Consider the following 23,941-nt stretch of genomic DNA (forward strand, 5'->3'; position numbering starts at 1 on the left):
ATCCACTCCTTTGCGCGAGGCCGCCCGGCCCTGTGTCGGGTGACATCATACACGCACGAGATTGTATCATAGCTCCGAGAAAATGTGGTATACTTTTCGCTATGAATACGCAAGCGTGCCCAATGCCGGGGGCCTTTTACCGGCAGAGCGAAAAGAAGCTGTATCAGGTTCGCTGCCTCGCAATCGATGCGGAGAGCGGCGAGTCCCTTGTCATTTGTCAGGCCTTGTTCGGAGACTTTCGACTCGAGGCGTATCGGGAATCGCGTTTTGCCGAGCTCTTTCAGCCGACGGAAGTGCCGTGCGCGGAGACCTCTGCGTGCACTTGCGACACACCGGGATCCGTTGCCGAGACCGAGGCCTCCGCAGGAGAGCAGGGCGAGGTCGAGGCAGCAGCGGAAGAACCGTGCGAAGCCAAGGCGGAAAAACGTCAGCCCATTCCGGAGCCCGCGCCGGAAGAGCGGGATCGACTGTTCCTGCATTTCCTGGAACTGCAGAGTCCGCACGAGCGCCGCATTTTCCTCGAAGAAGAGAGAGACAATCTGAGCGTGCGTGACATTGCGCGGATTGCGACCTCGCTGGAGCTTGAGGACAGCGGGGAGCCGGAGGATCAGCTTCGGAACGCCTTTGCGGCACTGCGCCTGCAGGAGCGCTACGAAAAAGAGCGCGGCCATCGCCATGTTTGACATCGCCGAGGAGCTGAAGAAGCTCCCGCCGAGCCCGGGTGTATACATCATGCACGACAAGCGGGATGAAATCATCTATGTCGGCAAGGCAATCTCGCTTCGGAACCGCGTGCGGCAGTACTTCCAGTCTTCGCGGGGCAAGAGCCCGAAAATCATGCAGATGGTGAGCCGCATTGCCCGCTTCGAGTACATCGTGACGGACTCGGAGCTCGAGGCCCTGGTGCTTGAAAATAACCTCATTAAGGAAAACCGCCCGCGCTACAACACCATGCTGCGGGACGATAAAACCTATCCCTATATCAAGGTGACGGTGCGGGAGGCCTTCCCGCGCATTTTCATGACGCGGCAGATGAAGAAGGACAAGGCAAAGTACTTCGGTCCCTTCAGCTCCGCGCAGTCGGTGCGAAAAACCCTGGACTTCATGTATCGGGCGTTTCAGCTCCGGGACTGTAAACGGGTGCTGCCGCGGGACATCGGCAAGGAGAGACCCTGTCTCAACTACCACATTCACCAGTGCGGTGCGCCCTGTGCGGGCTATATGGGCGAGGCAGCCTACCGCGAAAATGTGGACGCCGCACTCGACTTTTTAAACGGTCGCTTTGCGCCTGTTGTGAAGAAGTTACAGGCGGAGATGGAGGCGGCGGCGGAGCAGATGGAGTTTGAGCGCGCCGCGGAAGTCAGGGATCTTCTCCGCAGCATAGAGCACATCGAACAGAGACAAAAGATTACCTCCGACGGCATGGAGGACAGGGACATCATTGCGCTGGGACGCGATGAGAGAGAGGCGGTTGTCCAGATTTTCTTTGTCCGCGAGGGCAGAATTGTGGGAAGAGAGCACCACTACCTCCACATTGCGATGGAGGACGAGAGCCGGGAATTACTTGAGAGTTTTGTGAAGCAGTTCTATGCGGGGACACCCTTTATCCCGCAGGAAATCTGGCTGCAGGAGGAGCTCTCGGATACGGCGCTCCTCACGGACTGGCTCTCCGCGAAGCGCGGTGCGCGCGTAAAGCTTGTGGTTCCGAAGAAGGGACAGAAGGAAAAGCTCATGGAGCTCGCGGCGCGGAACGCGGATATGATACTGGAAAAGGACAGACAGCGGCTCCAAATGGACGAGATTCGGAGCAAGGGCGCTGTCCGGGAAATCGAAGCGCTGATCGGCTTGCGGGACGTACACCGCATGGAAGCCTACGATATTTCGAACATCAGCGGTACGCTCTCGGTCGGCTCCATGGTTGTCTTCGAGGACGGCAAGCCGAAGAAGAGTGATTACCGCAAATTCCGCATTCAGACCGTTGTCGGGCCGAACGACTATGCTTCGCTCCGCGAGGTCCTGACGCGCCGTTTGCAGCGCAGTGTCGCGGCGGAGGACGGCAATTTCGTGAAGCTCCCGGACCTTATTTTGATGGACGGCGGCAGAGGGCAGGTCAACATTGCCCTCGAAGTAATCGAGCGTTTCAACCTACAAATCCCGGTCTGCGGCATGGTCAAGGACGACAGGCACAGGACGCGGGGCGTCTGGTTCGAGGGAAGGGAACTTCCGATTTCGGAGCGGAGCGAGGGCTTTAAGCTCATCACCCGCATTCAGGACGAGGCGCACCGCTTTGCCATTGAGTACCACCGCAGTCTCCGCTCCAAGGCGGAGGTGCACTCGGTGCTCGATGATATTCCGGGTGTCGGTGCCGTGCGGCGAAAGACGCTGCTCAGGCAGTACGGCGGCGTGGAGGGCATACGGGCGGCCTCGGTCGAGGAACTCAGCACACTTCCGAATTTCAACGCGCGGGTCGCGGAGGAAGTCTATCGATATTTTCATCGGGAAAGGAGTCAAGAAGATGCACGGCGTGACAGTGACGGAACTGATTCAGAGAAACCACTTTAAAAATCTGACCCCGGAGATCAACACGGACGAAATAATCATCTCCGCGCCGGATATCAACCGCCCGGCGCTCCCGCTGACCGGCTTTTTCGCGCACTTTGACAACGCGAGACTGCAGGTCATCGGCAATGCCGAGACCGAGTACATAGGCCTTATGGACGATGCGCGGCGGGAGCAGATTTTTGACTACATGTGCCGCTTCCGGGTGCCGGGTTTCATCTTCTCGCGGAATTTACAGCCGCATGAGACCGTCTTAAAGAAGTGCCACGAGTACGGCGTCCCCTGCATGGTGACCTCGCAGACCACGGCGGATTTGACCTCGGAGTTAATCCGCTGGTTAAAGACCAAACTCGCGCCCCAGCTTTCGATTCACGGCGTTTTGGTCGATGTCTACGGCGAGGGTGTTCTCATTATGGGAGATTCCGGTGTCGGAAAGAGTGAGGCTGCGCTTGAGCTCATTCGCCGCGGTCACCGTCTGGTCGCGGACGATGTCGTGGAGCTTCGCAAGGTCTCGGAAGTTGCGTTGGTGGGACGTGCGCCCGCGATTACCAAGCACTTCATTGAGCTCCGCGGCATCGGCATCATCGACGTGCGCGCGCTGTTCGGCGCAGAGTGCGTGAAGGATGTGCAGACCGTGGACCTGGTCATCAAGCTCGAGGACTGGGACCGCAGCAAGGACTACGACAGACTCGGCATGGAGGATCAGTACACGGAGATACTCGGCGTGCGCGTGGTCTGCAATACGCTGCCGATACGTCCGGGCCGAAACTTAGCGATTATCTGTGAGACCGCGGCCGTAAACCGCCGCCAGAAGAAGATGGGCTATAACGCTGCGAAGGAGCTCTACCGCCGTGTCAGCGAAAACATGGCAAAGAGCGCCGAAGAACATGAGAGAGAACGGCGCGAAGAGGAGCTGATTGCCGAGCGGAAGCGCATCGGCGAGGCGCTGAACCTGGAGGTCAAAGACAAGATTCTGGGACACCTCGATACGATAGACCAGAGCGATCTCCCGCCGCACTACGGGGAGTTTGAGCGCAGCGGCTACCGGATCGAGTCCGACAGCGCGGATGTCGGGGAGTTGAATTAAAAAGAAAGCGAGGGCTTAGCTTGCGAAGACAGTCGGAACAAGAGCCGCTATCCCGCCACACGAGTTTTCGAATCGGCGGCGCGGCGGATTATTACTATGAGCCGGAAACGGCCGAAGAGCTCAAGTCCCTGCTTGCGCATTGCACGGCAGAGGGCATTCCGAGCGCGGTCATCGGTAACGGTTCGAACCTCCTGGTCGGCGACAAGGGCTTTCGCGGCGCTGTCATACGCCTCGGCGAGGGCTTCGGTGCCATCGAAGTGAACGGAAATTGCTTGAAAGCCGAAGCGGGGGCGCTGCTTGCGAAACTGGCGCGAACGGCCGCGGATGCGGGGCTTAGCGGCCTCGCCTTTGCCGCGGGCATTCCGGGCACGGTCGGCGGCGCGCTGGTCATGAATGCCGGAGCTTACGGCGGCGAGATGAAGGATGTTTTAGAGAGCGCAGAGCTTCTCATGCCGGACGGCAGCGTGCGGTGTTTTACCGGGGAAGAGCTGGAACTCAGCTACCGGCACAGTAAGATTCCGGAACTGGGGGCCATTGTGCTCTCCGCGACCTTTGTTTTAACGCCGGGTGAGAAAGAGGAGATACTTGCGGAGATGAAGCGCTACGCGGAGTCCCGCCGCGAAAAGCAGCCCCTCAATTACCCGAGCGCGGGCTCTGCCTTTAAGCGCCCGCCGGGCGACACGGCGGCGCGGCTTCTCGACGAGGCGGGCTGCAAGGGGCTTCGCATCGGCGGTGCGGCCATCTCGGAAAAGCACGCCGGCTTCCTTGTCAATCTGGAGCATGCGAGCGCTAAGGATGTGCGCGCGGTTCTCACGGCGGCGGCCGAACGGGTCGAAGCGCGCTTCGGCGTGCGACTCGAGCCCGAAATCCGCTTCCTCGGGGAGTTCTGAGCATGTCGTTTTCAGCGGAAATTAAGGAAGAGCTCGCCGAGCTGATTCCGTCGGAGTTCTCGCTTTTTACGGCGGAGTTGCAGGGATTGTTGCTCTACGGCGCGAAATTGACGGAAAAAGAGGGCGGGACAGAACTGCGCTTCCTCAGCGAACACGAGGAAAGTGCGAAGAAATACTTTACATTCATAAGAAAAACGGATAGAATCAAAACAGATTTTGCCATCACAACGCATCATACGAACGGAAAAAACAAGACTTGCACTGCCTTTCTCTCCCCGGAGGACACCGCCGTGCTCCTAGAGAGCGCCGCGCTCGGCTATGAAAACGGGGAGTTTCAAATCGGCAGAAAGGCGGAACAGAAGCTCTCCGGTGAGGAGGAGCGGCGCGCATTTTTGCGGGGGGCCTTTCTCGCTGCGGGGTCTGTTTCCGATCCCGAGCGTTTTTATCACCTGGAGTTTGTATGTTCGGATGAGAACAAGGCTTGGTATCTGAAATTGCTCCTCTCCGCCCTCGGTGAGACGGCGGGGGTTGTGCAGCGAAAGGGACACTACGTCGTATACCTCAAGGACAGCGACGGCATTGTGGCTCTGCTCGGCATGATGGGAGCTTCCCGCGCATTGCTTGCCTTGGAAGAAATTCGCGTGGTGAAGGACATGCGCAACCGTGTGAACCGCACGGTCAATTGTGAGACGGCAAATTTACAGAAGACGGTGGCGGCAGCTTTAAAACAGCGGAAGGACATCGAATACATCCGCGATGCGGAGGGATTCGAGAATCTGCCGTCGACACTTGCAGAGATGGCGGAAATCCGTTTGGAGTATCCGGATGTGTCCCTCAAAGAACTGGGGACGTATCTGAATCCGCCGGTCGGCAAGAGCGGTGTAAACCACAGATTGCGGAAACTCTCGGAGTATGCGGATGAGTTGCGCGGACACGAGAAAAGAGGGTAAAGATGATTAAGAAGTCTATGGTAGTGAAGTTAAACGGCAAGGCGGATGCCATGCCGGCTGCGATGCTGGTCCAGGTTGCAAGCCAGTACGAGAGCAGCATCTATGTGGATGATGCGGACAAGCGCGTCAACGCAAAGAGCATCATGGGCATGATGACCCTTGGACTCGCAAACGGTCTGGAAATTGTCGTGACGGCAGACGGCAAGGATGAGGACGCCGCAATCAGCGGCATTGAGGAATATCTCTGCCAGTAAGCACAGAGAAGACGGAGTTTTAAGCCGGGCGAGTTCGCCCGGTTTTTCTTGTTGCCGCAGAAAGGGCGTTGGAGGTTTTCAGTGGCATTTACACATTTGCACGTACACACGGAATATTCGCTGCTTGACGGCTCCGGAAAGATACCGGAGCTCATTCAGCGCGCAAAGGAACTGGGGCAGACGGCGCTCGCCGTGACCGACCACGGCGTCATGTACGGCGTGATCGATTTTTATAAGGCGGCCAAGGCGGCGGGCATTAAGCCCATACTGGGCTGCGAAATCTATGTGACGCCGGGCTCTCGCTTTGACCGGGACAACAAAAAGGGCGAGGCGCGCTACTACCATTTGATTTTGCTCGCGGAGAACAACGAGGGCTATGAGAACCTCACGAAAATTGTCTCGCGGGGCTTTGTCGACGGCTTTTACTATAAGCCGCGCGTCGATTTTGAGACCCTGCGCGAGTTCTCGAAGGGCATCATCGCGAGTTCCGCCTGCCTTGCGGGCGAGGTGGCGCGAAACCTTGCGGTGAACCGCTACGAGGACGCCAAGGAGGCAGCGCTCCGCTACCGCGATATCTTCGGGGCGGATAACTTTTTCTTGGAGCTCCAGGATCACGGGCTCAGTGTTCAGAAGGCGGTCAATCAGCAGCTCATACAGCTATCGCAAGACACGGGTATCCCGCTGATTGCGACCAACGATATTCACTACACCCAGCCCGAGGACTGGGAGGCACACGACCTCCTGCTCTGCCTCCAGACCGGCAAGAAGGCGAGCGATGAAGACCGCATGCGCTACGAGGGCGGACAGTATTACCTAAAGTCCGAGGAGGAGATGCGTTCTCTCTTTGCCGCGGTCCCCGAGGCTTTGGAGAACACGGCAAAAATCGCCGCGCGCTGCGAGGTCGAGATACGCTTTCATGAATTGAAGCTCCCCGCCTACGATGTCCCTGAGGGCTATGCGGACGCGGCGAGCTATCTGCGCGCCCTCTCGGAAGAGGGCTTCCGCGCGCGCTACCCGGAAGAGCCGGCGGCGCTCCGGGCGCGCTTGGAAGAAGAACTCGCGGTCATAGGCCGCATGGGCTATGTGGACTATTTCCTCATCGTCTGGGACTACATTCACTTTGCGAAGGAGCACGGCATCGGCGTGGGGCCCGGGCGCGGCTCGGCGGCAGGATCGGTGGTCTCGTACTGCCTCGGCATTACCGACATCGACCCCGAAAAATACCAGCTGGTCTTTGAGCGCTTCCTGAACCCGGAGCGCGTCTCCATGCCGGATATCGACGTGGACTTCGCCTACGAGAGACGGCAGGAAGTCATAGACTATGTGGGCAGAAAGTACGGAAAAGAGCGAGTCGTACAGATTATCACCTTCGGTACGCTCGCGGCCAAGGGCGTGGTGCGCGATGTGGGGCGCGTTCTGGATCTCCCCTATGCGCGCTGCGACCAGATTGCAAAGCTGATTCCGAATGATTTAAAGATGACGCTCGACAAGGCCTTGGTGCAGTCGAAGGAGCTCCGCGCGCTCTATGAGAGCGATGAGAGCGTGCACCACTTGATCGACATGTCAAAGCGACTCGAGGGGCTGCCGCGCCACGCTTCGATTCACGCGGCGGGCGTGGTCATTTCGAAGAAGGCGGCGGAAGAGTATGTGCCGCTCGCAAGGGGCGCGGACGGCTCGATTACGACCCAGTTCGGTATGAACACCTTAGAGGAACTGGGGCTTTTAAAGATGGATTTTCTGGGGCTCAGAACCCTGACCGTGATTCAGAATGCCGCCGCGGAGGCGGAGAAGCGGAGCGGGAAGCCGATCGACATGCTGGGCATCGATTTCAACGACCCCGAGGTCATGGCGCTCATCGGGAGCGGCAACACCGAGGGCATATTCCAGCTCGAGAGCGCGGGCATGAAGAGCTTCATGAAGGAGCTAAAGCCTACGACCCTCGAGGATATCATCGCCGGCATCTCCCTGTATCGCCCGGGTCCCATGGACTTTATCCCCCGCTATCTGGAGGGCAAGAACCACCCGGAAGAAGTGCGCTACGAGTGCCCGCAGCTTGAGACCATCCTAAAGCCGACCTACGGCTGCATGGTCTATCAGGAGCAGGTCATGCAGATTGTGCGAGACCTGGCGGGCTACACCTGGGGACGCTCGGATTTGGTGCGCCGCGCCATGAGTAAGAAAAAAGAGTCGGTCATGAAGGAAGAGCGGCAGAACTTTGTCTACGGCAACGAGGCCGAGGGCATACGGGGCTGTGTGAACAACGGCATCAGCGAGGCGGTCGCAAACCATCTCTTTGACGAGATGATGGACTTTGCGAACTACGCTTTTAATAAGAGCCACGCGGCCTGCTATGCCTATGTCTCCTTCCAGACCGCCTGGTTAAAGCACTACTATCCGAAGGAGTTTATGGCGGCGCTCATGACCTCGGTCATAGACAACAGCAGCAAGATTGCCGAGTACATTCTGGTCTGCCGCCAGATGGGCATTCCGATTCTGCCGCCGGATGTAAACGACGGCAAGGCCGTGTTCTCGGTCTCGGGAGAGGGCATACGCTTCGGTCTCTCGGCGATACGCGCGGTCGGAACGGCCGTGAGCGAGGAAATTGTGCGGGAGCGCGAGACGGGAGGTGCCTTCCGATCGCTCGAAGACTTCATAGAGCGCCTCTCGAACAAGGAGGCGAACCGGCGCACGCTCGAGAGCTTTGTGAAGGCGGGCGCGCTGGATTCCATGCCGGGAAACCGCAGACAGAAACTCTTGCTCATCCCGGAGCTGCTCGACAAGAAGGCAAAGCAGAAGAATGCGATTGCGGGTCAGGTATCGCTCTTTGACTTTCTCGGCGAGGAGGCGCGGCAGAGTCTTGAATCCGCCCTTCCGGAGGTCGATGAGTTCCGGAAAGAGGACCTTCTCGCTTTCGAAAAGGAGACAGTCGGGGTCTATCTGAGCGGGCATCCGCTCGATGACGTGCGGGAACTCTGGGAGAAGACCGTGACGGCAAAGACCATAGACTTCCTCGCGGACGATGAGAGCGGCAGGGCAGCGCTTACGGACAGGCAGCAGGCGGTTATCGGCGGCGTGCTCACGAATGTCACGACCAAGATTACGCGAAACAACGATACGATGGCCTTTCTCACCCTAGAGGATTTGGTCGGTACGGTTGAGGTGCTGCTCTTCCCGAAGGCCTATGAGCGCTATCGGGAGCTCTTGATTCCGGATGCCAAGCTCTTTCTCTCCGGCCGTGTTACGATCAGCGATGACGATGTGTCCGGCAAGCTGATTTGCGAGCGGCTGTCCGTCTTCGGCGCGGGCGAGCGCACGCTCTGGATCCAGTTTGCGGATGAGGCTGCCTATCTCGCGCAGCGCGGCGAGCTCCTGCTTCGCCTCGGCAACAGCGAGGGCAAGGACAACGTGAAGATTTACTGCCGCGCGGAGAAAAAAATCATACAGCTCGGGCGGGACTGGCGCGTTTCGGCGGAAGAAAGCTTGCTTGATGAGCTCCGCGCCGTTTTCGGCGCGGAAAATGTGAAGACCAGCGTAAAGCAGAGCCTCTGAAATTGTAAAAGCAGGGGGGCTGTGTTATAGTTTTCACGAGGAAATTCAGGCGCACTGCGGAGGCGCAGCGCGCACAGGGAACAGTGAGGAGGTTCCTGTTATGGCAAAGAAAATTGAGACCATCGGTGTTTTGACAAGCGGCGGCGATGCCCCCGGTATGAATGCGGCAATCCGTGCGGTGGTTCGCACCGCCTTGCACCACGGCATGAAGGTAAAGGGCATCATGCGCGGCTATTCCGGCCTGCTCGATGAGGAATTCATCGACATGGATGCGCGCAGCGTTGCGGACATCATTAACCGCGGCGGCACCATACTCTACACGGCGCGTTGCATGGAGATGGTGACCGAGGAAGGGCAGCGCCAGGCGGCGGAAATCTGCAAAAAGCACGGCATCGACGGTGTGGTCGTGATCGGCGGCGACGGTTCCTTTAAGGGCGCGGGCAAACTCTCGAAGTACGGCATCAACACCATCGGTGTCCCCGGGACCATAGACCTCGACATTGCCTGCACCGAGTACACCATAGGCTTTGACACGGCGGTCAACACCGCAATCGACGCGATCGATAAGGTGCGCGACACCAGTACCTCGCACGAGCGCTGCTCCATCATTGAGGTCATGGGACGCCACGCGGGCTATATTGCGCTCTGGAGCGGCATCGCGACCGGCAGCGACGCGATTTTGATTCCCGAGCACTACGACGGCAACGAGCAGGAGATCATCAACAACATCATCGACAGCCGTCGGCGCGGCAAGAAGCACTTCATCATCATCAACGCGGAGGGCATAGGCCACTCGAGTTCCATGGCAAAGCGCATTGAGGCGGCGACCGGACTCGAGACCCGCGCCACCATACTGGGCTACATGCAGCGCGGCGGTTCGCCTTCCTGTAAGGACCGCTTCTACGCTTCGATTATGGGTTCCAAGGCCGTGGACCTGCTCGCAGAGGGCAAGTCGAATCGTCTGGTCGCCTATCAAAACGGCGAGTTCTGCGATTTCGACATTGAAGAAGCGCTCCGCATGCAGAAGGAGATTCCGGAGTATCAGTTGGAACTCTCCGCAAAGCTGACGCGCTGAGGAGGCATATGGCGGAACATACAGCGGAAAACACCGTGCTCTGCGGGGCAAATTCCTATGTGCAGAAGTTTTATCTGAATCCCGCGTTCCAGAAGCTCCCCGAGAGCATCAAACGCGAGCTGCAAATTCTCTGCGTGAGCATTACGGAGGAAGCGGGCGGCGTGCTTACCCTCGAATTCGATGCGGAGGGCAATCTCCTGTTTAAGGCGAGCGCCGAGGACAGCGACTATCTCTTTGATGAGATTGCGAGCGGCATGAAGATAGGAAGAGCGCGCTTTGACCATCAGGAGCTCCTGGAAGAACTGGAGCTATACTACCGCGTTGTCTTTCTGGGGGAGGAAATTTGAGAGTCGGAGAACTTGTACTGCGGAATGGGCTCATGCTTGCGCCGATGGCAGGCGTCAGCGACCTCCCGTTTCGCCTGCTCTGCCGCGAGCAGGGCGCGGAGCTCGCGGTCACCGAGATGGTAAGCGCGAAGGCCCTGCACTATAAAAATAAGGCGACCGAGGAACTCTTAAAGAGCTGTGAGGCCGATGCGCCGCTTGCGGTGCAGCTGTTCGGCTCTGAGCCGGAAATCTGCGCGGAGGCGGCGGAGGCACTCTCGGAGCGCCCCGAATTTGCCCTGATCGACTTTAACATGGGCTGCCCGATGCCGAAGATTGTCAATAACGGCGACGGCTCGAAGCTTATGACGAAGCCGGAACTCGCGGCGGAAATCATTGCCGCAATGGCAAAAAAAAGCAAAAAGCCGGTGTGCGTGAAAATGCGCGCCGGCTTTACTGAGGAAGAGAAGAACGCACCGGAACTCGCAAAGCGCTTAGAGGCGGCCGGTGCGGCCATGCTCACCGTGCACGGCCGGACGAGAGAACAGTACTACGCGGGAACCGCGGACTGGGACATCATACGGCAGGTCAAAGAGGCGGTCTCGATTCCGGTCATCGGAAACGGTGACATTGTGAGCGGCGAGAGCGCCGCGCGCATGCTGCGGGAGACCGGCTGCGACGGAATCGCGGTGGGGCGCGCCGCGGAGGGAAATCCCTGGATTTTCCGCGAGATACGGGGCTATCTCGAGCGGGGCGAAAACGTCGCGGCGCCGAGCGTTGCGGAGCGCTTTGATCTCATGCGGCGTCACCTCGCCCTGGAGGTAGAAGCGGACGGCGAGCGCATGGCGGTGCGAAAACTGAGAAGCCACTTTGCCTGGTATCTGCACGGCTTTCCGAATGCGGCAAAGTGGAGACATGCAATCAACACAGCGGAGTGTCAGGAAGTACTCCTCAAAATTCTGGAGAGTGCCTTTCAGGCGGCGAATCACCTTGACACAGCGGAAAGTACTTCTCTATAATAGTATGACTGTTTATCAAGAAACCAAGGAGGTTCGCCATGGCGGAGATTAAAAAGAATGTTTTGACCCAAGAGGGTTTGAAGCGCTATGAGGAAGAGCTGCAGGACTTGCGGGTCAATAAGCGCAAGGAGATTGCTGATAAAATCAAAGAGGCAAGAGAGCAGGGCGACCTCTCGGAGAACGCAGAGTACGATGCGGCGAAGGACGAGCAGCGCGACATTGAGGCGAGAATCGGTGAGCTCGAGGAGCTCTTAAAGCACGCAGAGGTTTATGTCTCGGAGGAGACCCCGATTGACCGCGTGGGCATCGGCAGCCTTGTGAAGGTGCTCGACATCGAGGAGGATGAGGAACTTGAGTTCAAGATTGTGGGCTCGCAGGAGGCGGATTCCCTCTCCGGCAAGATTTCCAACGAGTCTCCGGTCGGCGCAAAGCTGCTCGGCAAGGAAGCGGGCGAGGTGGTCACGGTAGAGCTTCCCGCAGGGAACCTCTCCTATAAGATTATCAGCATCACGAAGGAGAACAGTGATGAGTGAAGTAAAGAAGGGCGGAGAGACGCTTGAGCAGGATGTGCACCGCTTAATGCAGGTGCGCCTTGACAAGCTGGACGAGTTAAAAGCAGCGGGCAAGGATCCGTTTGAGCTTACGACCTACGAGCAGAGCCATCACGCCGCGGAAATCAAGGCGCGCTTTGCGGAGCTTCAGGACACGGAAGTCTCGGTCGCCGGCCGCATGATGAGTAAGCGCGTCATGGGCAAGGCGTCTTTTTGTGCGGTTCGCGATTTGAGCGGCGACATTCAGATTTATGTGGCGCGCGATGCGGTCGGTGAAGAGGCATATGCCTTCTTTAAGAAGTACGACATCGGCGATATCATCGGTGTCCGCGGCAAGGTCTTTGAGACCAAGACAGGTGAGATTTCGATTCACGCGGAAGAGCTTACCCTGCTCACAAAGAGCATGCAGCCGCTCCCGGAGAAGTTCCACGGCCTCACCGACACCGATCAGCGCTACCGTCAGCGCTACATTGATCTCGTCATGAACCCAGAGGTGCGCGAGACCTTCGTGAAGCGCTCCAAGATTATCTCCTCGATTCGGAGATATCTGGATGACAGAGGCTTCATGGAAGTCGAGACCCCGATGCTCGTATCAAATGCGGGCGGCGCGGCAGCTCGTCCCTTTGAGACCCACTACAACGCGCTGAGCGAAGATGTGAAGCTCCGCATCTCCCTGGAGCTCTACTTAAAGCGTCTCATTGTCGGCGGTCTGGAGCGCGTCTACGAGATAGGCCGCGTGTTCCGGAACGAGGGCTTGGATGCCCGCCACAACCCCGAGTTCACGCTGATGGAGCTCTATCAGGCGTACACGGACTACGAGGGCATGATGAACCTCACCGAGGACATGTTCCGCCACGTGGCGCGTGAGGTAAACGGCAGCGCGAAGATTATGTACAGCGGCACCGAGATTGACCTCGAGAAGCCCTTCCGCCGCATCACGATGACCGAGGCGGTCAAGGAGTACAGCGGCGTCGATTTCGCGACAATCGAGACCCTCGAAGAGGCGAGAGCTGTCGCGAAGGAGAAGGGCGTCGCATTCGAAGAGAGACACAAGAGAGGCGATATTCTGAACCTCTTCTTCGAGACCTTCTGCGAGGAGCATATGATTCAGCCGACCTTCGTGACCGACCATCCGATCGAGATTTCGCCGCTCACGAAGAAGAAGCCGAACAACCCGGACTATGTGGAGCGCTTCGAGCTCTTTATCTACGGCAGAGAAATGTGCAACGCCTACTCCGAGCTGAACGACCCGATTGACCAGCGCGAGCGCTTCAAGGCGCAGGACGCACTGGCCGCGGCGGGCGATGAAGAGGCGAACCACACGGACGAGGACTTCCTGAACGCGCTGAATGTCGGTATGCCGCCGACCGGCGGTATCGGCTACGGCATTGACCGTCTGGTGATGCTCCTCACCGACAGCCCGGCCATCCGCGATGTACTGCTGTTCCCGACCATGAAGACCATGAAGGCCGAGAACAAAGAAGCACATGGCGAGAGCGAAGGCAAGGCGGAAGAGGCAAGCGGCTTCTTTACCCCGAACGAGAAGATCGATTTCAGCGGGGTTAAGATTGAGCCCCTGTTCGAAGATCAGGTGGATTTCGAGACCTTCTCGAAGAGCGATTTCCGCGCGGTCAAGGTAAAGGACTGCAAGGCAGTGCCGAAGTCGAAGAAGCTCCTGCAGTTTACCTTAGACGACGGAACGGGCACGGACCGCACGATTTTAAGCGGCATCCACGCCTACTACGAGCCGGAAGAGCTGATCGGAAAGACGCTGATTGCAATCACGAACCTGCCGCCGCGCCCCATGATGGACATCGAGTCCTGCGGCATGTTGCTCTCTGTGGTCAACGAGCGCAACGGGGAGGAAGAGCTTCATCTTCTCATGGTGGATAACCACATCCCGGCGGGGGCGAAGCTGTACTAAAAAATGGAAAACTAAAACATACCGAGAGAGGTATGCCGATTCAGAGCAATCTGAGGAAGCGTACCTCTCTTTTAACTGGATTATCGAGAACGACAAGAATTGCCAGTAGCTATTGAAAAAATGAAGTTTGTGATTACTATATCTGAACTTATGGGCTGTGATGGCTACTGTAGTGCAATAAATGCGGAGACGGTTAATGTGCCGTCTCCGCATTGTCGTTAAGTGTGTTGAACAGTGAACAAATTGCCGAAGTCCAACACTTATAGTTAGATGCTAAAAGGTAATGCTCTTTAAAAAGACAAGATCTCTTTCCAGAGCCGCATCATCAGAAATATCAAGCCAGTTCTTATCGGATTTGTGAAGCTCCCGCAGATAGCCTGAATCTGTAAACATCCGCTCTATTCTGGTGATGATCGCCTTTATATCTGATACATTCCTTAGTGTTGGATCGTCAAAAATGTATTTTTGAATGCAGTCTTTCAGCTGCTCCATGTCTACACGTTCGCTCAGATAGCAGATATCGTAGACGTCCTTGTATCTTGTATTGTGGACTCCGAACCTTGCCATGGATTTGAGTTTTTCCGTGATCATCTGTGCCGGAGAGTTTATGAGAAGGCTTACAGCATCTTCCTGGAAGCCTACGTCAAAAGCATATTCATCCTGCTCTATGGAAAGATCCTTATGTACGCCCAGATCCATTTTCAGGGATATGGCGGTTCCCTCTGTATCGGTGACGGAAATGAAGATGCGTTTTCCCTTGTAGTCATGATGATTGAGTTCAATGATATTTCCGTTAAGCTTTATGGTCAGACTGTCGATGCAGTTGAGTTTATCCACAAATCTGCGAATCGAATCATCGGATATGGAATATCGGATGAAATCCAGGTCGAGATCCTGAGTAGCACGCCGCGCATTGCCGGAAATGCTCCTCATGACAACGCCGCCCTTTATCGTGGCACTCTGCGCCATACCGCTGTCAGCTATGGCCTTTAGCACGATGTCCTGTTCGAGCTTTGACTGGGCGTTCTGCTCATTGTAGCCGAACGCCTTGATCTTTTCTATTTCTTCATACAGGTTCATCAGAGCACCTCCATCTGTATCATATTCATCAGTTTTGCGCTGCTTTTGAACATGGCGGCATATTCCTCAACGATTCCGAAATCCAGCTCGAAGGAAATCTTGCGGTAATTATTGATGATCTCCTTATAATAGTCCAGCGGTATCCTGGACCTAAATCTCATAAGCTCGATCAACATACGCTCCCTGTCATATATACGGATGTTGGAATTGTTGTATTGTATCTCTGTGATGCCGGCATCAAATATTTCGTCTGTCAGGAAAGATTGAATGACGCGGGGATCCTTTATCCTTGTATCCGTTCGTCTGGTCGCAAGGTAATAATGATCCGGGATTACATCGGTAAGGGAATGGTAGTAAAAAGCACTTTTCCCGGTATATACCGCTTTCGGGTATTTCCGCATGATCACATCTATTTCGGAAGCATTCCGCTTGGTGGAATAGATCCCCTTTTCCTTCATGAATAGAGCGCCGCTTCCGATTTCCTTTTTTATTTGATAATCGCTTCCGTATTTCTTCAGGCATTCCTGATAGGTCAAAAGCATGGAACCACCTCCGGATAAAGTAATCGTTCACACAGATACAATTCTGTGTGTATCATTGCTCTAATTATAGCATCGATCTTTGGAAAAACAAGATATAATTAAATCAAATATACACACGACTACAATACTGTGTATATGATTACTAAAACATATCGGCCTTTCACAGTTCGTGGGAGGCTGCTTTTGTTGAATAGAACCTCACAGGCTCGGATTTTAGTGCCTTGGAGGCGCTAAGAAGCAAAGCCGGTTCCTAATAAACTTACCCCAGAGCAGCAGGAACTGCTGCTCTGCCCGGGACCTTGATTTCTGATTGGGTTTAATATACAAATTCCATTCGAGTTAATATTGGTTTTTAAATTACCGCTAAAGTCAATATTTATGTGTGAATCGGTTTGTGCTACCATATATATGGAGCTCTCTTCCCGAAGGGAATCTGATTATGACCACAGCTATTTTTTCTAAAGTACAAGTTGATATGGGTCAGTTCTACGGCCGAGTCAGCGCACGAATTTTATTGAATGTGCCGCAAAGAGAACTATCCTATCAGGCCTTTGGTGAAAAGCAGGAACTGAAGAACAGCATCGGACTTGTTTTAGATGAGACAGAAATGCAGTCCTTACTCCCGTTTCTTAGAGCCGAATTGTTTGAGCCGTATCGGGATCGCGAAGATATGCATGACGAAGTTGGCTATCTGGACGAGTCGTGGAGGATGTTTACCGGTATATCAGACTCTCATATACCGATGATTCGCTTACGCATGAATGTTATTCATGACCTTGCACATCGGTGGCCCACGGAATTGCTATATGAGCAAATTGTTCGGGTGATAAGAGCGAGAAATGACAGAAGATTTCGGGAAATAGTTTTGTAGTCTGCCTTTCGGATAGATCGGTGAAAAGACAGGCGAGTGGATTATTTTAAGTGACTTTACATGGAGCACGTCGGAAATAAACATGACTATCAGTACCGGCAGTGTCTGCATGTACAATGTGAGTCCGGAACTACGCTGATTATTAAGGGGAACCTTGTTGTTGAAATTGCAAGGTCGCCTAAGCCGGAAATTGATTTGTGAGGAGCGCAATTCAGGTCCAAAAACAGAACGAGAGCTATGCCGGGCAGTGTTCGCTGCAATGGCATAGCTCTCGGTTTTTAGTACTCCATACTGATACCCTTTTTTCTGCCGTGTCTCATCACAAAGTGAAATGCCGATAGACCGGCGAAAAGATAGGCGAGCGAATTAAGTACGAGTAGCCCGACATCAAAAACGGAAACCATGTTCCCTTCGAGGATGCTGCGTGAAATATGAATGCCTTGTGAAAGCGGCAGAACATAGTAGGCAAAGCCTTGAATGTTGCTTCCATCCACCACTCCCGAAAAGAACAAGAGTAAATAGCTTGCAATGGATATGAACGAAGCGGTTTTGGTAAAAATCAGTGTCAAGGCCGAAAGAAAATAGGATATTCCGACGAGCCCCAGCATAGTAATCGCAAATATGGGGAGAACCATCCATGAGAAAGCCATGGGGATAGAAAACAATACATGAATTGCCGACATGACCAAAATGATTTCGACGGACTGAAACAGCAACCAGCAGACGGCTCTGCAAAATAAAATGCCGGAGAGACCGGTGGGCTTTATCAGCAACTGTTCAAACGTTCCGCTCTGCTTCTCGGATGAAATCGCCATGGAAGATTCGCCGATGATGCCGTTGGCGTAAAACCAATACACGAAGCCTATGTAATATGCAGAGTTGGGGCGTTCAGCAGAGTTTGAAAATAGTTTGAAGAAGCCGACGAACATGATAAACAGCACGAATAAGTTGACGATGTGATCCGGATAATAGCATTTCGCTTCCAAATAGTATTTTCGCAACTCAGCGCTAAAGCAACGCCTTATCTTAGCCATGATGATTCCTCCAAAAAGAAATGAGAACCTCCTCCAAGGTCGGCGTTTCCGGTGTGACAGCTATGATTCTTATCTGCTTCTCTGCACACATTTGTATAAGAGAGTACGCAAAAGCTTCCTCGGACTCGGAAAGATTCAAATGAATTTGATTTTTTTCTTCATGGATTCGGATTGCTTCCGAGGGCATAAGAGATGCGAGCGTCTCAACGGTTTCTTTCGTATAGGGCAAGGTGTATTCCGTACGTTGTTGCCCCTTGTGCGCATTTACAAGAGCATCGATGCTACCCTGATAGGTGGCAACGCCGTTTTCTAAGATGATGAGCTTATTTGTAAGGCGCTCCAATACATCAATCTGGTGTGTCGTCAAAAAAACAGTCGTGCCCTGTTCTGACATCTTTTGGATTTCAGAAATAACACTTAACTTCGTTGTTAAATCCAAGCCTAAGGTGGGCTCATCCAGAAACAAAATTTTAGGGGAATGAATGAGTGCTGTCATCAAGGCGACTTTTTGCTGCATTCCTCTGGAGCAATAGCCCACTTTTTTGTTCTCGTGCCCCTGTAAATCCATCACAGAGAGCAATTCCTCTGTCCGGTTTCGAATGACGTTGTCGGCCAGACCCATTAAGCGTCCGTAATAACGCAAATTTTCCTTGGCAGACATATACCAATACAAATTTCGATTTCCTTCAAGTACGGCACCGATATTCCTAAAATAATCATTTCCGGCGTGTTCGATGTTTTTGCCGTTATAGTAGATCTTCCCGGAGCTTGGCGTTAATATCTTTAACATCAGCTTGATAAAGGTGCTTTTTCCGGCGCCGTTCGGCCCCAGAATCCCGTAAATTCCGGGTTCGCTTATCTCAACGCACAGATTTCTGAGTGCGGTATGCTTCCCAAATGACTTCGTAAGTTGATCAACACAGTAAATCATTCACGACCTCCGCTGTCTTGCCAAGGATTGTATCCGATTCGATTAAATGTGAGATATATTTACAAAACACCACTATAAGTATAACGCAAAGTTGTTTTTTTTCTACGATTTGCATGTGAAAACTTTTTTTGCGGATAATTCTGCGGTGGCAGTATCATAATGTACATTGCGCCTTTCAGAGGCTAACGGTAAAATTTAATAGGAGAAGGATAAACGGAGAACCGTTTGGTCGACAATTAATAAAAGCGCCATGTTTTACTCGGCACTACGATACGGCTCTTATGTGGGATGTCAGAGTCGGAAAGCCTGCGGAACCGGCTTGCAAAAGCAGTTACATGTATATATCAGAAAAGCACATCAATCAACTATTTGGGGTATTGATGAAAGCATAAACGGTACAGGCCTACTGAAAAGAAATTGCAAAAAAATGCCGGTGCCCTTTCGGCACTGGCATTTCATATCGATTCAAGGTAAGATTGACACATACAGTTGTAAAGCACAAAAAGAAAGGAAGGTCCGGCTATATGAAGTCACACAAGTTTTTCGCATGGGCAACGGTATTCTGTTTTGTCATGACGATGATCACCGGCTATAAGAGACAGTAAGCTCGGCTTACATCGAAGAAGCAATGACGCCCGCTTGCTGTAAGGCCTCCTCTACGGCGATTGCCAGCTGATCGGCGCAGGAGGTTCCGCGGCCGTCGCAATCGTTTCCTCGGAGAAGTGAGGCTGCCTCGGCCGCATCCCTGCCCTCAAGCAGCCTGCTGATGGCAGAGGTATTGCCGGGACATCCGCCGTGGAATACGACGTTGTGCAGCCGCTTGTCTTCGAGTTCGAAGCTGATTTGTTTTGCGCAGACACCGCGTGTTTGATACGAATAGCGTTTCATTTCCGAAAACCTCCTCATGTTTTGATACTCTTATTGTACATGGTAAAAAAAACATATCAAGTATAGAGCGGATAGAAGAAGAGTGTTCGATTGCTTATTTCACTGAGCTGGGGTACAATGCAGGCAAGCCTGAGCCCCATAGAAATAAGAGCGTGAGGTGTTCGATGCTTGTCGGGTGGTATCGGCTGCTCTGCAATAGACTTCTCTTTGGCAAAAGGGAGCGGCAGAGGGGACAGTATCTTCTCTTTTGAGAAGAACAGGTGCTTCGGTTTCAAGGCGGAATCGAAGCCAACACGAAAGTAGGAATTCCTATGTCTCTTGAAGATAAGATCGATCAGCTGAAGGGTGCTGTCAAAGAAGGTGTCGGTAAGATTTCCGGCGATGTAAAGGCAGAGAAGGAAGGCGCTGCGGAGCAGGCGACCGCGAAGGCAAAGGAAGTCGCGGAAGATGCCAAGAAGGCAGCGGAAGAGGCGGCGGAGAAGGCATCCGCCAAGGCAAAGGAAGTTGCCGGAAATGTGAAGGATGCATTGGAAGGAACGCTTGACGGCGTCAAGAATATTCTGAACAAGGACAAAGAATAAGTTTGCTACGAAAAGCCCCTTACCGATTTCGGTAAGGGGCTTTTTTCTGTCTCGTTTTCTGTCTCAGAGTCGAAGCTCAAAAACCGCCCTCCGGCGGAAACAGTTCCTGCACGCTCCGCTGATAGTATGCCGCGAGGCGCAGGGCTGTGTATACATTCGGGCATTGCACGCCGTACTCGTAGCGGTACAGCGTCTTGACATCGACAGAGAGATCCTCGGCCACACGGGTGCGGGAAATACCTGCCTCTTTTCGTACTTTCATCAGATTATTGGTCATTTCGCCTTACCTTGTCCGACAGACCTTTCCGAAGATGCGGAAGGAATCGCGGTTCGAATCCACCGGAATCGGTGCATAGTTCGGATTCAGCGAAATCAAAAACGTGCCGTCCGAACTGCCCTTGAACTTCTTGAGGTAGGCCATGTCGTTGAGAGAGAAGATGCCGATTTCTCCGTCTTCCAACGTTTCCTGCCTATGTACATAGACCATGTCGTGATCTCGAAAGAGGGGTTCCATGCTGTCGCCGCTTACGGTGACGGCAAAATCCGCCCCTCTTGCTTCCTGTTCGGGCACTTCTATCGTCGTGTAGTAATCCGAATCCAGAAAATCTCCGGTTCCGGCGGAAACTCTCGCGTCGTAGAGCCGGAGTTTTTTGGTGCCGTCTTTTTGACTCGACGCGGTCGTGTAAGGCGTGATGCGCGGCTCCTTCACATAGCTCTGCGGATGAATCAACAAGTCGATGTAGGAGAGGGCTTTTTCCTTTCCGGCCGCATTCAAAAGGGCAAGCGGATTGTTCGGATTGTGCCCGAAGTATTCCTCGAGACAGTCGGGAATCTCCAGAATGCGGCAGAGATGCAGGAAAATGCGCGCGGAAATCTCATTTCTGCCGGTCTCCCAGGCGGAGATGGTTTTCGAGGTGACGTCAATGCCTTCTTCCCGAAGCCGTGCCGCAAGTTCAAGCTGCGACATATGCGCCTTCTTCCGATAGGCTGTGATGATTGCGCCTATGCATTCCATGCTTTCCTCTCTTTCGTTTGCCGATGGGCAGGACCGCAGCGGAGCGGCTGCGTTTTGAGTCGTGTTCCTCTGCCTACAGAGTAACACCGAACAGCGCAAAGCACAAGGTAAAATCTATTTAGAGTAGAATATACGGCCAAAACGACCGTTTTAATCTATTTAAAATGGCGTTATACTGGAGCTACAGAGAGCCAAAGATTGCTGCCCGAAAGCGGGGGAGCCCGGAGAAATGTCTTTCGGCGGGAAGTGCGCAGGGCAGAACAGGAAGGCAAGGCTGCTGCGAGAAACAAAAAGGAGATTGTTCGCGTCAGGGTGTCACGTGATCGAAACGGAAGGGAGAAAGCGCATGGCGGATCGTATCATTTTACACGTGGACTGCAATTGTTTTTACGCCGCGGTGGAGATGCTCTACCATCCGGAGTTTGCGGGCAAGCCACTCGCGGTCGGCGGGGATGCGGAAAAGCGGCACGGGATTGTGCTCACGGCCAACTATATTGCGAAGCGTAGGGGTGTTAAGACCGGCATGGCGCTCTGGCAGGCGCGGCAATGTTGTCCGGATTTGATTTTTGTTCCGCCGAGAATGTATCTCTACCTCCGCTTTTCCCGCATGGCAAGGAATATTTACCGGGACTACTCGGATAAGGTAGAGAGCTTTGGCCTCGATGAGTGTTGGATTGACCTGACCGACTGCTGTGCGATTTTGGGTGACAGGACAAAGACCATAGAGAACGGCTACCGCATTGCTGCGGAAATCAGCGGGCGAGTGCGCCGGGAGCTCGGTATTACGGTGAGCATAGGTGTGTCCTGGAATAAGATTTACGCAAAGCTTGGGAGCGATTATAAGAAGCCGGACGCGATTACGGTCTTTGACCGGGATAATTATCGAAAACTTATTTTCCCGCTCCCGGTTTCGGAGCTCTTGTACGTCGGAAGAAAGACAGCCAAAAAGCTGGCAGGCTGCGGGATACACACGATAGGAGAGCTTGCGACGGCAGATCCGACCTATTTGCACCGTATCTTTGGCAAAGTCGGGCTGATGCTCTCCGTGTTTGCGCGGGGGGAGGATCAAACCCCGGTGAACGATCTCGGCGTGGAGGCCCCGATTAAAAGTGTCGGAAACAGCACGACAACGCCGCGGGATTTGGTGAACAACGAAGATGTGCGCTTGGTCTTATATCTGCTCTCGGAGAGCATCTCGGAACGCCTGCGCAGGAACGGCTTTGAGGGGCAGCTCGTTTCCGTCTATGTGCGGGATACAGAGCTCATGGGGGTCCATCGACAGAAAAAACTCGCGGCGGTGACCAATATTTCCGCGGAGATTGCAGCGGCGGCATTCTCCGTTTTCCGGGAACTCTATCGCTGGGAGAAGCCGATTCGAAGCATCGGCATCAGCGTCGGCGCTTTGCAGGCGGAGAATCGACCGCGCCAGCTCTCCCTCTTTGTCGATGAGAGGCAGCGGGAGCGGCAGATGTTGGCCGACCGTATGGTGAGCGCAATCCGCAGCCGTTACGGCTATTTTGCCGTGCAGCGCGGCATCATGTATGAGGACAAGTACCTTTCCTCCCTGAATGCGAGCGCGGAGGATCACATGATACATCCGCACTCCTATCTGGAGCACGGAAACCGAAGCGGTTGTGAGACCGCATTGATTGCGAGAGGCAGGTGAAGGAAGTGGGCGTCTATGATTACCATCGGGAGCGGAAGCAGGCGGAAGACTTTGCGGTGCCGTTTGCGGAACATGTGCAGGAGACAGAGCAGATAAGCCCCAACAAAGCCTATGTCGAGGTGATTGCAAATTTTTCAGCGGACGGAAAAATGTTGCCGCTCAAGCTAATCTGGGAAAACGGAAAAAGCTATGAGATAGATCGCATCCTCCGCGTGGATCGCTGCGCGAGCTTAAAGGCGGGAGGGGCGGGGATACGCTATGTCTGTCGAATACAGGGGCAGAGAGTGGAACTTTATTATGAAGAAAACGGGTTTTGGTTCGTGCAGCGGAAGATGACGGGAATAAGGGAAGCGTAAACGCAAGCCTGAAACAGAATAGCGTTTCAAGCACGAACTCGAAGCGCCGAGACCGCCGTAATGCGCGGGAAAATGCGGATATCCGCAGCCCCTGTTTTGTGCTTGTATTGCTGCCGCCGTTTCTCGGATAAGGGCAAGGATGAACAGAACTCTGCGTGCGCAAGCTATCCAGTAAGACCAAAGTGTGTTATAACCATATCGAGTCGAAAAAAGCCGAATTCCGGGAGGACCTTTTCTTGCGATATATTCTTTTACTGCGCGGCATCAATGTGGGCGGCAAGAATAAAGTAGTGATGCATGAATTCATCGATTTACTTGCGGCGGCGGGGTTTGAAGCGCCTGCATCTTACATTAACAGCGGAAATTTATTTTTTAGCAGTGACGACCACAAAGAGAGCTGTATCTCAAAAATCAGAGCACTCTTGGAAAAGCATTATGATTTTTCCGTCCCGTTTGCCCTGCTCACAAAAGAGGAATACTTGGAAGAGCGGGCAGCGTTGCCTGCGTGGTGGCATGGAGAGATGGCTAGAAGAGATGTTTTGTTCTACGCCTGCGGGATGGATGCGGATAAGATACGGGACTTCATCGAAAAAGCCGCTCTGTACAACGAAGTTGTGCACCTCGGGAGGCACGCGGTATTCTGGGGCAAATACGATGAGGCGGAGTACCTGAAAACGATTTATCATAAAAAGCTGATGAAGCAGGCGTTTTACAGGGAAGTCACCATACGAAGCGGAAATACATATGAAAAAATTGCGGAAATCCTCGAAAACGAAACATAAGCAGAAAGTCCGGC

23 protein-coding genes and 1 pseudogene are annotated in these 23,941 nt (G+C 54.0%); 17 read left to right on the plus strand and 7 right to left on the minus strand.

Annotation, left to right across the window (positions count from 1 at the left end; genetic code table 11):
* Positions 1-101 precede the first annotated feature (101 nt).
* The 12 genes and pseudogenes from QU660_RS02550 to lysS all read left to right on the plus strand — a co-directional run bounded on the left by QU660_RS02550 (position 102) and on the right by lysS (position 14,181).
* The gene (locus QU660_RS02550; RefSeq protein ID WP_304946777.1) at positions 102-683 is read left to right on the plus strand and encodes a hypothetical protein; all 582 of its coding nucleotides are present in this window, start codon (positions 102-104) and stop codon (positions 681-683) included.
* Positions 676-2,562: an excinuclease ABC subunit UvrC gene (uvrC, locus tag QU660_RS02555; RefSeq protein WP_304946778.1), complete on the plus strand. Its 1,887-nt coding sequence runs from the start codon at positions 676-678 to the stop codon at positions 2,560-2,562. The genes QU660_RS02550 and uvrC overlap by 8 nt, the downstream gene beginning before the upstream one ends.
* Positions 2,516-3,433: pseudogene (gene hprK / locus QU660_RS02560) on the plus strand (HPr(Ser) kinase/phosphatase); the annotation flags it as partial. The gene uvrC and the pseudogene hprK, both read left to right, overlap by 47 nt.
* 233 nt (positions 3,434-3,666) lie before the next feature.
* Positions 3,667-4,536 (plus strand): UDP-N-acetylmuramate dehydrogenase, encoded by an 870-nt coding sequence (murB, locus tag QU660_RS02565; protein ID WP_304946779.1) that lies wholly within the window; start codon positions 3,667-3,669, stop codon positions 4,534-4,536.
* A gap of 2 nt (positions 4,537-4,538) precedes the next feature.
* Positions 4,539-5,486, plus strand: a complete 948-nt coding sequence (whiA, locus tag QU660_RS02570; RefSeq protein WP_304946780.1) for a DNA-binding protein WhiA — start codon at positions 4,539-4,541, stop codon at positions 5,484-5,486.
* A gap of 2 nt (positions 5,487-5,488) precedes the next feature.
* Positions 5,489-5,740, plus strand: coding sequence for an HPr family phosphocarrier protein (locus tag QU660_RS02575; protein WP_304946781.1), 252 nt, complete (start codon positions 5,489-5,491; stop codon positions 5,738-5,740).
* Between the two features lie 81 nt (positions 5,741-5,821).
* Positions 5,822-9,289, plus strand: a complete 3,468-nt coding sequence (locus QU660_RS02580) for a DNA polymerase III subunit alpha (RefSeq protein WP_304946782.1) — start codon at positions 5,822-5,824, stop codon at positions 9,287-9,289.
* A 100-nt stretch (positions 9,290-9,389) separates the two neighbouring features.
* Entirely contained in the window at positions 9,390-10,364 is a 975-nt protein-coding gene (gene pfkA, locus QU660_RS02585; protein WP_304946783.1) for a 6-phosphofructokinase, read from the plus strand.
* An 8-nt stretch (positions 10,365-10,372) separates the two neighbouring features.
* Positions 10,373-10,711 (plus strand): DUF6145 family protein, encoded by a 339-nt coding sequence (locus QU660_RS02590; protein ID WP_304946784.1) that lies wholly within the window; start codon positions 10,373-10,375, stop codon positions 10,709-10,711.
* On the plus strand, positions 10,708-11,706 hold the full coding sequence (gene dusB / locus QU660_RS02595) for a tRNA dihydrouridine synthase DusB (RefSeq protein ID WP_304946785.1): 999 nt from the start codon (positions 10,708-10,710) through the stop codon (positions 11,704-11,706). The genes QU660_RS02590 and dusB overlap by 4 nt, the downstream gene beginning before the upstream one ends.
* Positions 11,707-11,744: 38 nt before the next feature.
* Complete coding sequence (greA, locus tag QU660_RS02600) at positions 11,745-12,239, plus strand: transcription elongation factor GreA (RefSeq protein ID WP_304946786.1); 495 nt, start codon at positions 11,745-11,747, stop codon at positions 12,237-12,239.
* Entirely contained in the window at positions 12,232-14,181 is a 1,950-nt protein-coding gene (gene lysS, locus QU660_RS02605) for a lysine--tRNA ligase (RefSeq protein WP_304946787.1), read from the plus strand. Before greA ends, lysS begins: the two co-directional genes overlap by 8 nt.
* Before the next feature lie 273 nt (positions 14,182-14,454).
* On the opposite strand, the gene QU660_RS02610 is transcribed toward lysS, so the two are convergent.
* Positions 14,455-15,261 (minus strand): nucleotidyl transferase AbiEii/AbiGii toxin family protein, encoded by an 807-nt coding sequence (locus QU660_RS02610; RefSeq protein WP_304946788.1) that lies wholly within the window; start codon positions 15,259-15,261, stop codon positions 14,455-14,457.
* A complete protein-coding gene (locus QU660_RS02615) occupies positions 15,261-15,803 on the minus strand; it encodes a type IV toxin-antitoxin system AbiEi family antitoxin domain-containing protein (RefSeq protein WP_304946789.1) in 543 nt (180 codons plus the stop codon). Before QU660_RS02615 ends, QU660_RS02610 begins: the two co-directional genes overlap by 1 nt.
* 439 nt (positions 15,804-16,242) lie before the next feature.
* Between QU660_RS02615 and QU660_RS02620 the strand changes: the two genes are divergently transcribed.
* On the plus strand, positions 16,243-16,674 hold the full coding sequence (locus tag QU660_RS02620; RefSeq protein ID WP_304946790.1) for a hypothetical protein: 432 nt from the start codon (positions 16,243-16,245) through the stop codon (positions 16,672-16,674).
* Positions 16,675-16,952: 278 nt separating this feature from the next.
* On the opposite strand, the gene QU660_RS02625 is transcribed toward QU660_RS02620, so the two are convergent.
* The 3 genes from QU660_RS02625 to QU660_RS02635 all read right to left on the minus strand — a co-directional run bounded on the left by QU660_RS02625 (position 16,953) and on the right by QU660_RS02635 (position 19,527).
* Positions 16,953-17,708, minus strand: coding sequence for an ABC transporter permease (locus tag QU660_RS02625; RefSeq protein WP_304946791.1), 756 nt, complete (start codon positions 17,706-17,708; stop codon positions 16,953-16,955).
* Complete coding sequence (locus QU660_RS02630; protein ID WP_304946792.1) at positions 17,701-18,639, minus strand: ABC transporter ATP-binding protein; 939 nt, start codon at positions 18,637-18,639, stop codon at positions 17,701-17,703. Before QU660_RS02630 ends, QU660_RS02625 begins: the two co-directional genes overlap by 8 nt.
* Positions 18,640-19,251: 612 nt before the next feature.
* Complete coding sequence (locus QU660_RS02635; RefSeq protein ID WP_304946793.1) at positions 19,252-19,527, minus strand: TIGR03905 family TSCPD domain-containing protein; 276 nt, start codon at positions 19,525-19,527, stop codon at positions 19,252-19,254.
* Between the two features lie 311 nt (positions 19,528-19,838).
* Between QU660_RS02635 and QU660_RS02640 the strand changes: the two genes are divergently transcribed.
* Positions 19,839-20,108 carry a CsbD family protein gene (locus QU660_RS02640; RefSeq protein ID WP_304946794.1) on the plus strand — a complete coding sequence of 90 codons (270 nt, stop codon included), beginning with the start codon at positions 19,839-19,841 and terminating at the stop codon, positions 20,106-20,108.
* Between the two features lie 76 nt (positions 20,109-20,184).
* Here the strand turns inward: QU660_RS02640 and QU660_RS02645 are convergent, their stop codons facing one another.
* The gene (locus tag QU660_RS02645; protein ID WP_304946795.1) at positions 20,185-20,370 is read right to left on the minus strand and encodes a helix-turn-helix transcriptional regulator; all 186 of its coding nucleotides are present in this window, start codon (positions 20,368-20,370) and stop codon (positions 20,185-20,187) included.
* 21 nt (positions 20,371-20,391) lie between these two features.
* Positions 20,392-21,123 (minus strand): XRE family transcriptional regulator, encoded by a 732-nt coding sequence (locus tag QU660_RS02650; protein ID WP_304946796.1) that lies wholly within the window; start codon positions 21,121-21,123, stop codon positions 20,392-20,394.
* A gap of 346 nt (positions 21,124-21,469) precedes the next feature.
* On the opposite strand from QU660_RS02650, the gene dinB reads away from it, so the two are divergent.
* The 3 genes from dinB to QU660_RS02665 all read left to right on the plus strand — a co-directional run bounded on the left by dinB (position 21,470) and on the right by QU660_RS02665 (position 23,927).
* Positions 21,470-22,789 (plus strand): DNA polymerase IV, encoded by a 1,320-nt coding sequence (gene dinB, locus QU660_RS02655; protein WP_304946797.1) that lies wholly within the window; start codon positions 21,470-21,472, stop codon positions 22,787-22,789.
* Positions 22,786-23,145 carry a hypothetical protein gene (locus tag QU660_RS02660; RefSeq protein WP_304946798.1) on the plus strand — a complete coding sequence of 120 codons (360 nt, stop codon included), beginning with the start codon at positions 22,786-22,788 and terminating at the stop codon, positions 23,143-23,145. Before dinB ends, QU660_RS02660 begins: the two co-directional genes overlap by 4 nt.
* A 236-nt stretch (positions 23,146-23,381) precedes the next feature.
* Complete coding sequence (locus QU660_RS02665) at positions 23,382-23,927, plus strand: DUF1697 domain-containing protein (RefSeq protein ID WP_304946799.1); 546 nt, start codon at positions 23,382-23,384, stop codon at positions 23,925-23,927.
* Positions 23,928-23,941: the final 14 nt, after the last annotated feature.

Origin of the sequence: Stomatobaculum sp. F0698, from assembly GCF_030644385.1 — a bacterium.
Taxonomy (GTDB): domain Bacteria; phylum Bacillota; class Clostridia; order Lachnospirales; family Lachnospiraceae; genus Moryella.

Coding starts and splice junctions, on each gene's coding strand:
- QU660_RS02550 (WP_304946777.1), top strand. CDS start 102: ATGAATACGCAAGCGTGCCCAATGCCGGGGGCCTTTTACCGGCAGAGC.
- uvrC (WP_304946778.1), top strand. CDS start 676: ATGTTTGACATCGCCGAGGAGCTGAAGAAGCTCCCGCCGAGCCCGGGT.
- whiA (WP_304946780.1), top strand. CDS start 4,539: ATGTCGTTTTCAGCGGAAATTAAGGAAGAGCTCGCCGAGCTGATTCCG.
- QU660_RS02575 (WP_304946781.1), top strand. CDS start 5,489: ATGATTAAGAAGTCTATGGTAGTGAAGTTAAACGGCAAGGCGGATGCC.
- pfkA (WP_304946783.1), top strand. CDS start 9,390: ATGGCAAAGAAAATTGAGACCATCGGTGTTTTGACAAGCGGCGGCGAT.
- QU660_RS02590 (WP_304946784.1), top strand. CDS start 10,373: ATGGCGGAACATACAGCGGAAAACACCGTGCTCTGCGGGGCAAATTCC.
- greA (WP_304946786.1), top strand. CDS start 11,745: ATGGCGGAGATTAAAAAGAATGTTTTGACCCAAGAGGGTTTGAAGCGC.
- lysS (WP_304946787.1), top strand. CDS start 12,232: ATGAGTGAAGTAAAGAAGGGCGGAGAGACGCTTGAGCAGGATGTGCAC.
- QU660_RS02610 (WP_304946788.1), bottom strand. CDS start 15,261: ATGAACCTGTATGAAGAAATAGAAAAGATCAAGGCGTTCGGCTACAAT.
- QU660_RS02615 (WP_304946789.1), bottom strand. CDS start 15,803: ATGCTTTTGACCTATCAGGAATGCCTGAAGAAATACGGAAGCGATTAT.
- QU660_RS02620 (WP_304946790.1), top strand. CDS start 16,243: ATGACCACAGCTATTTTTTCTAAAGTACAAGTTGATATGGGTCAGTTC.
- QU660_RS02625 (WP_304946791.1), bottom strand. CDS start 17,708: ATGGCTAAGATAAGGCGTTGCTTTAGCGCTGAGTTGCGAAAATACTAT.
- QU660_RS02630 (WP_304946792.1), bottom strand. CDS start 18,639: ATGATTTACTGTGTTGATCAACTTACGAAGTCATTTGGGAAGCATACC.
- QU660_RS02635 (WP_304946793.1), bottom strand. CDS start 19,527: ATGAAACGCTATTCGTATCAAACACGCGGTGTCTGCGCAAAACAAATC.
- QU660_RS02640 (WP_304946794.1), top strand. CDS start 19,839: ATGTCTCTTGAAGATAAGATCGATCAGCTGAAGGGTGCTGTCAAAGAA.
- QU660_RS02645 (WP_304946795.1), bottom strand. CDS start 20,370: ATGAAAGTACGAAAAGAGGCAGGTATTTCCCGCACCCGTGTGGCCGAG.
- QU660_RS02650 (WP_304946796.1), bottom strand. CDS start 21,123: ATGGAATGCATAGGCGCAATCATCACAGCCTATCGGAAGAAGGCGCAT.
- dinB (WP_304946797.1), top strand. CDS start 21,470: ATGGCGGATCGTATCATTTTACACGTGGACTGCAATTGTTTTTACGCC.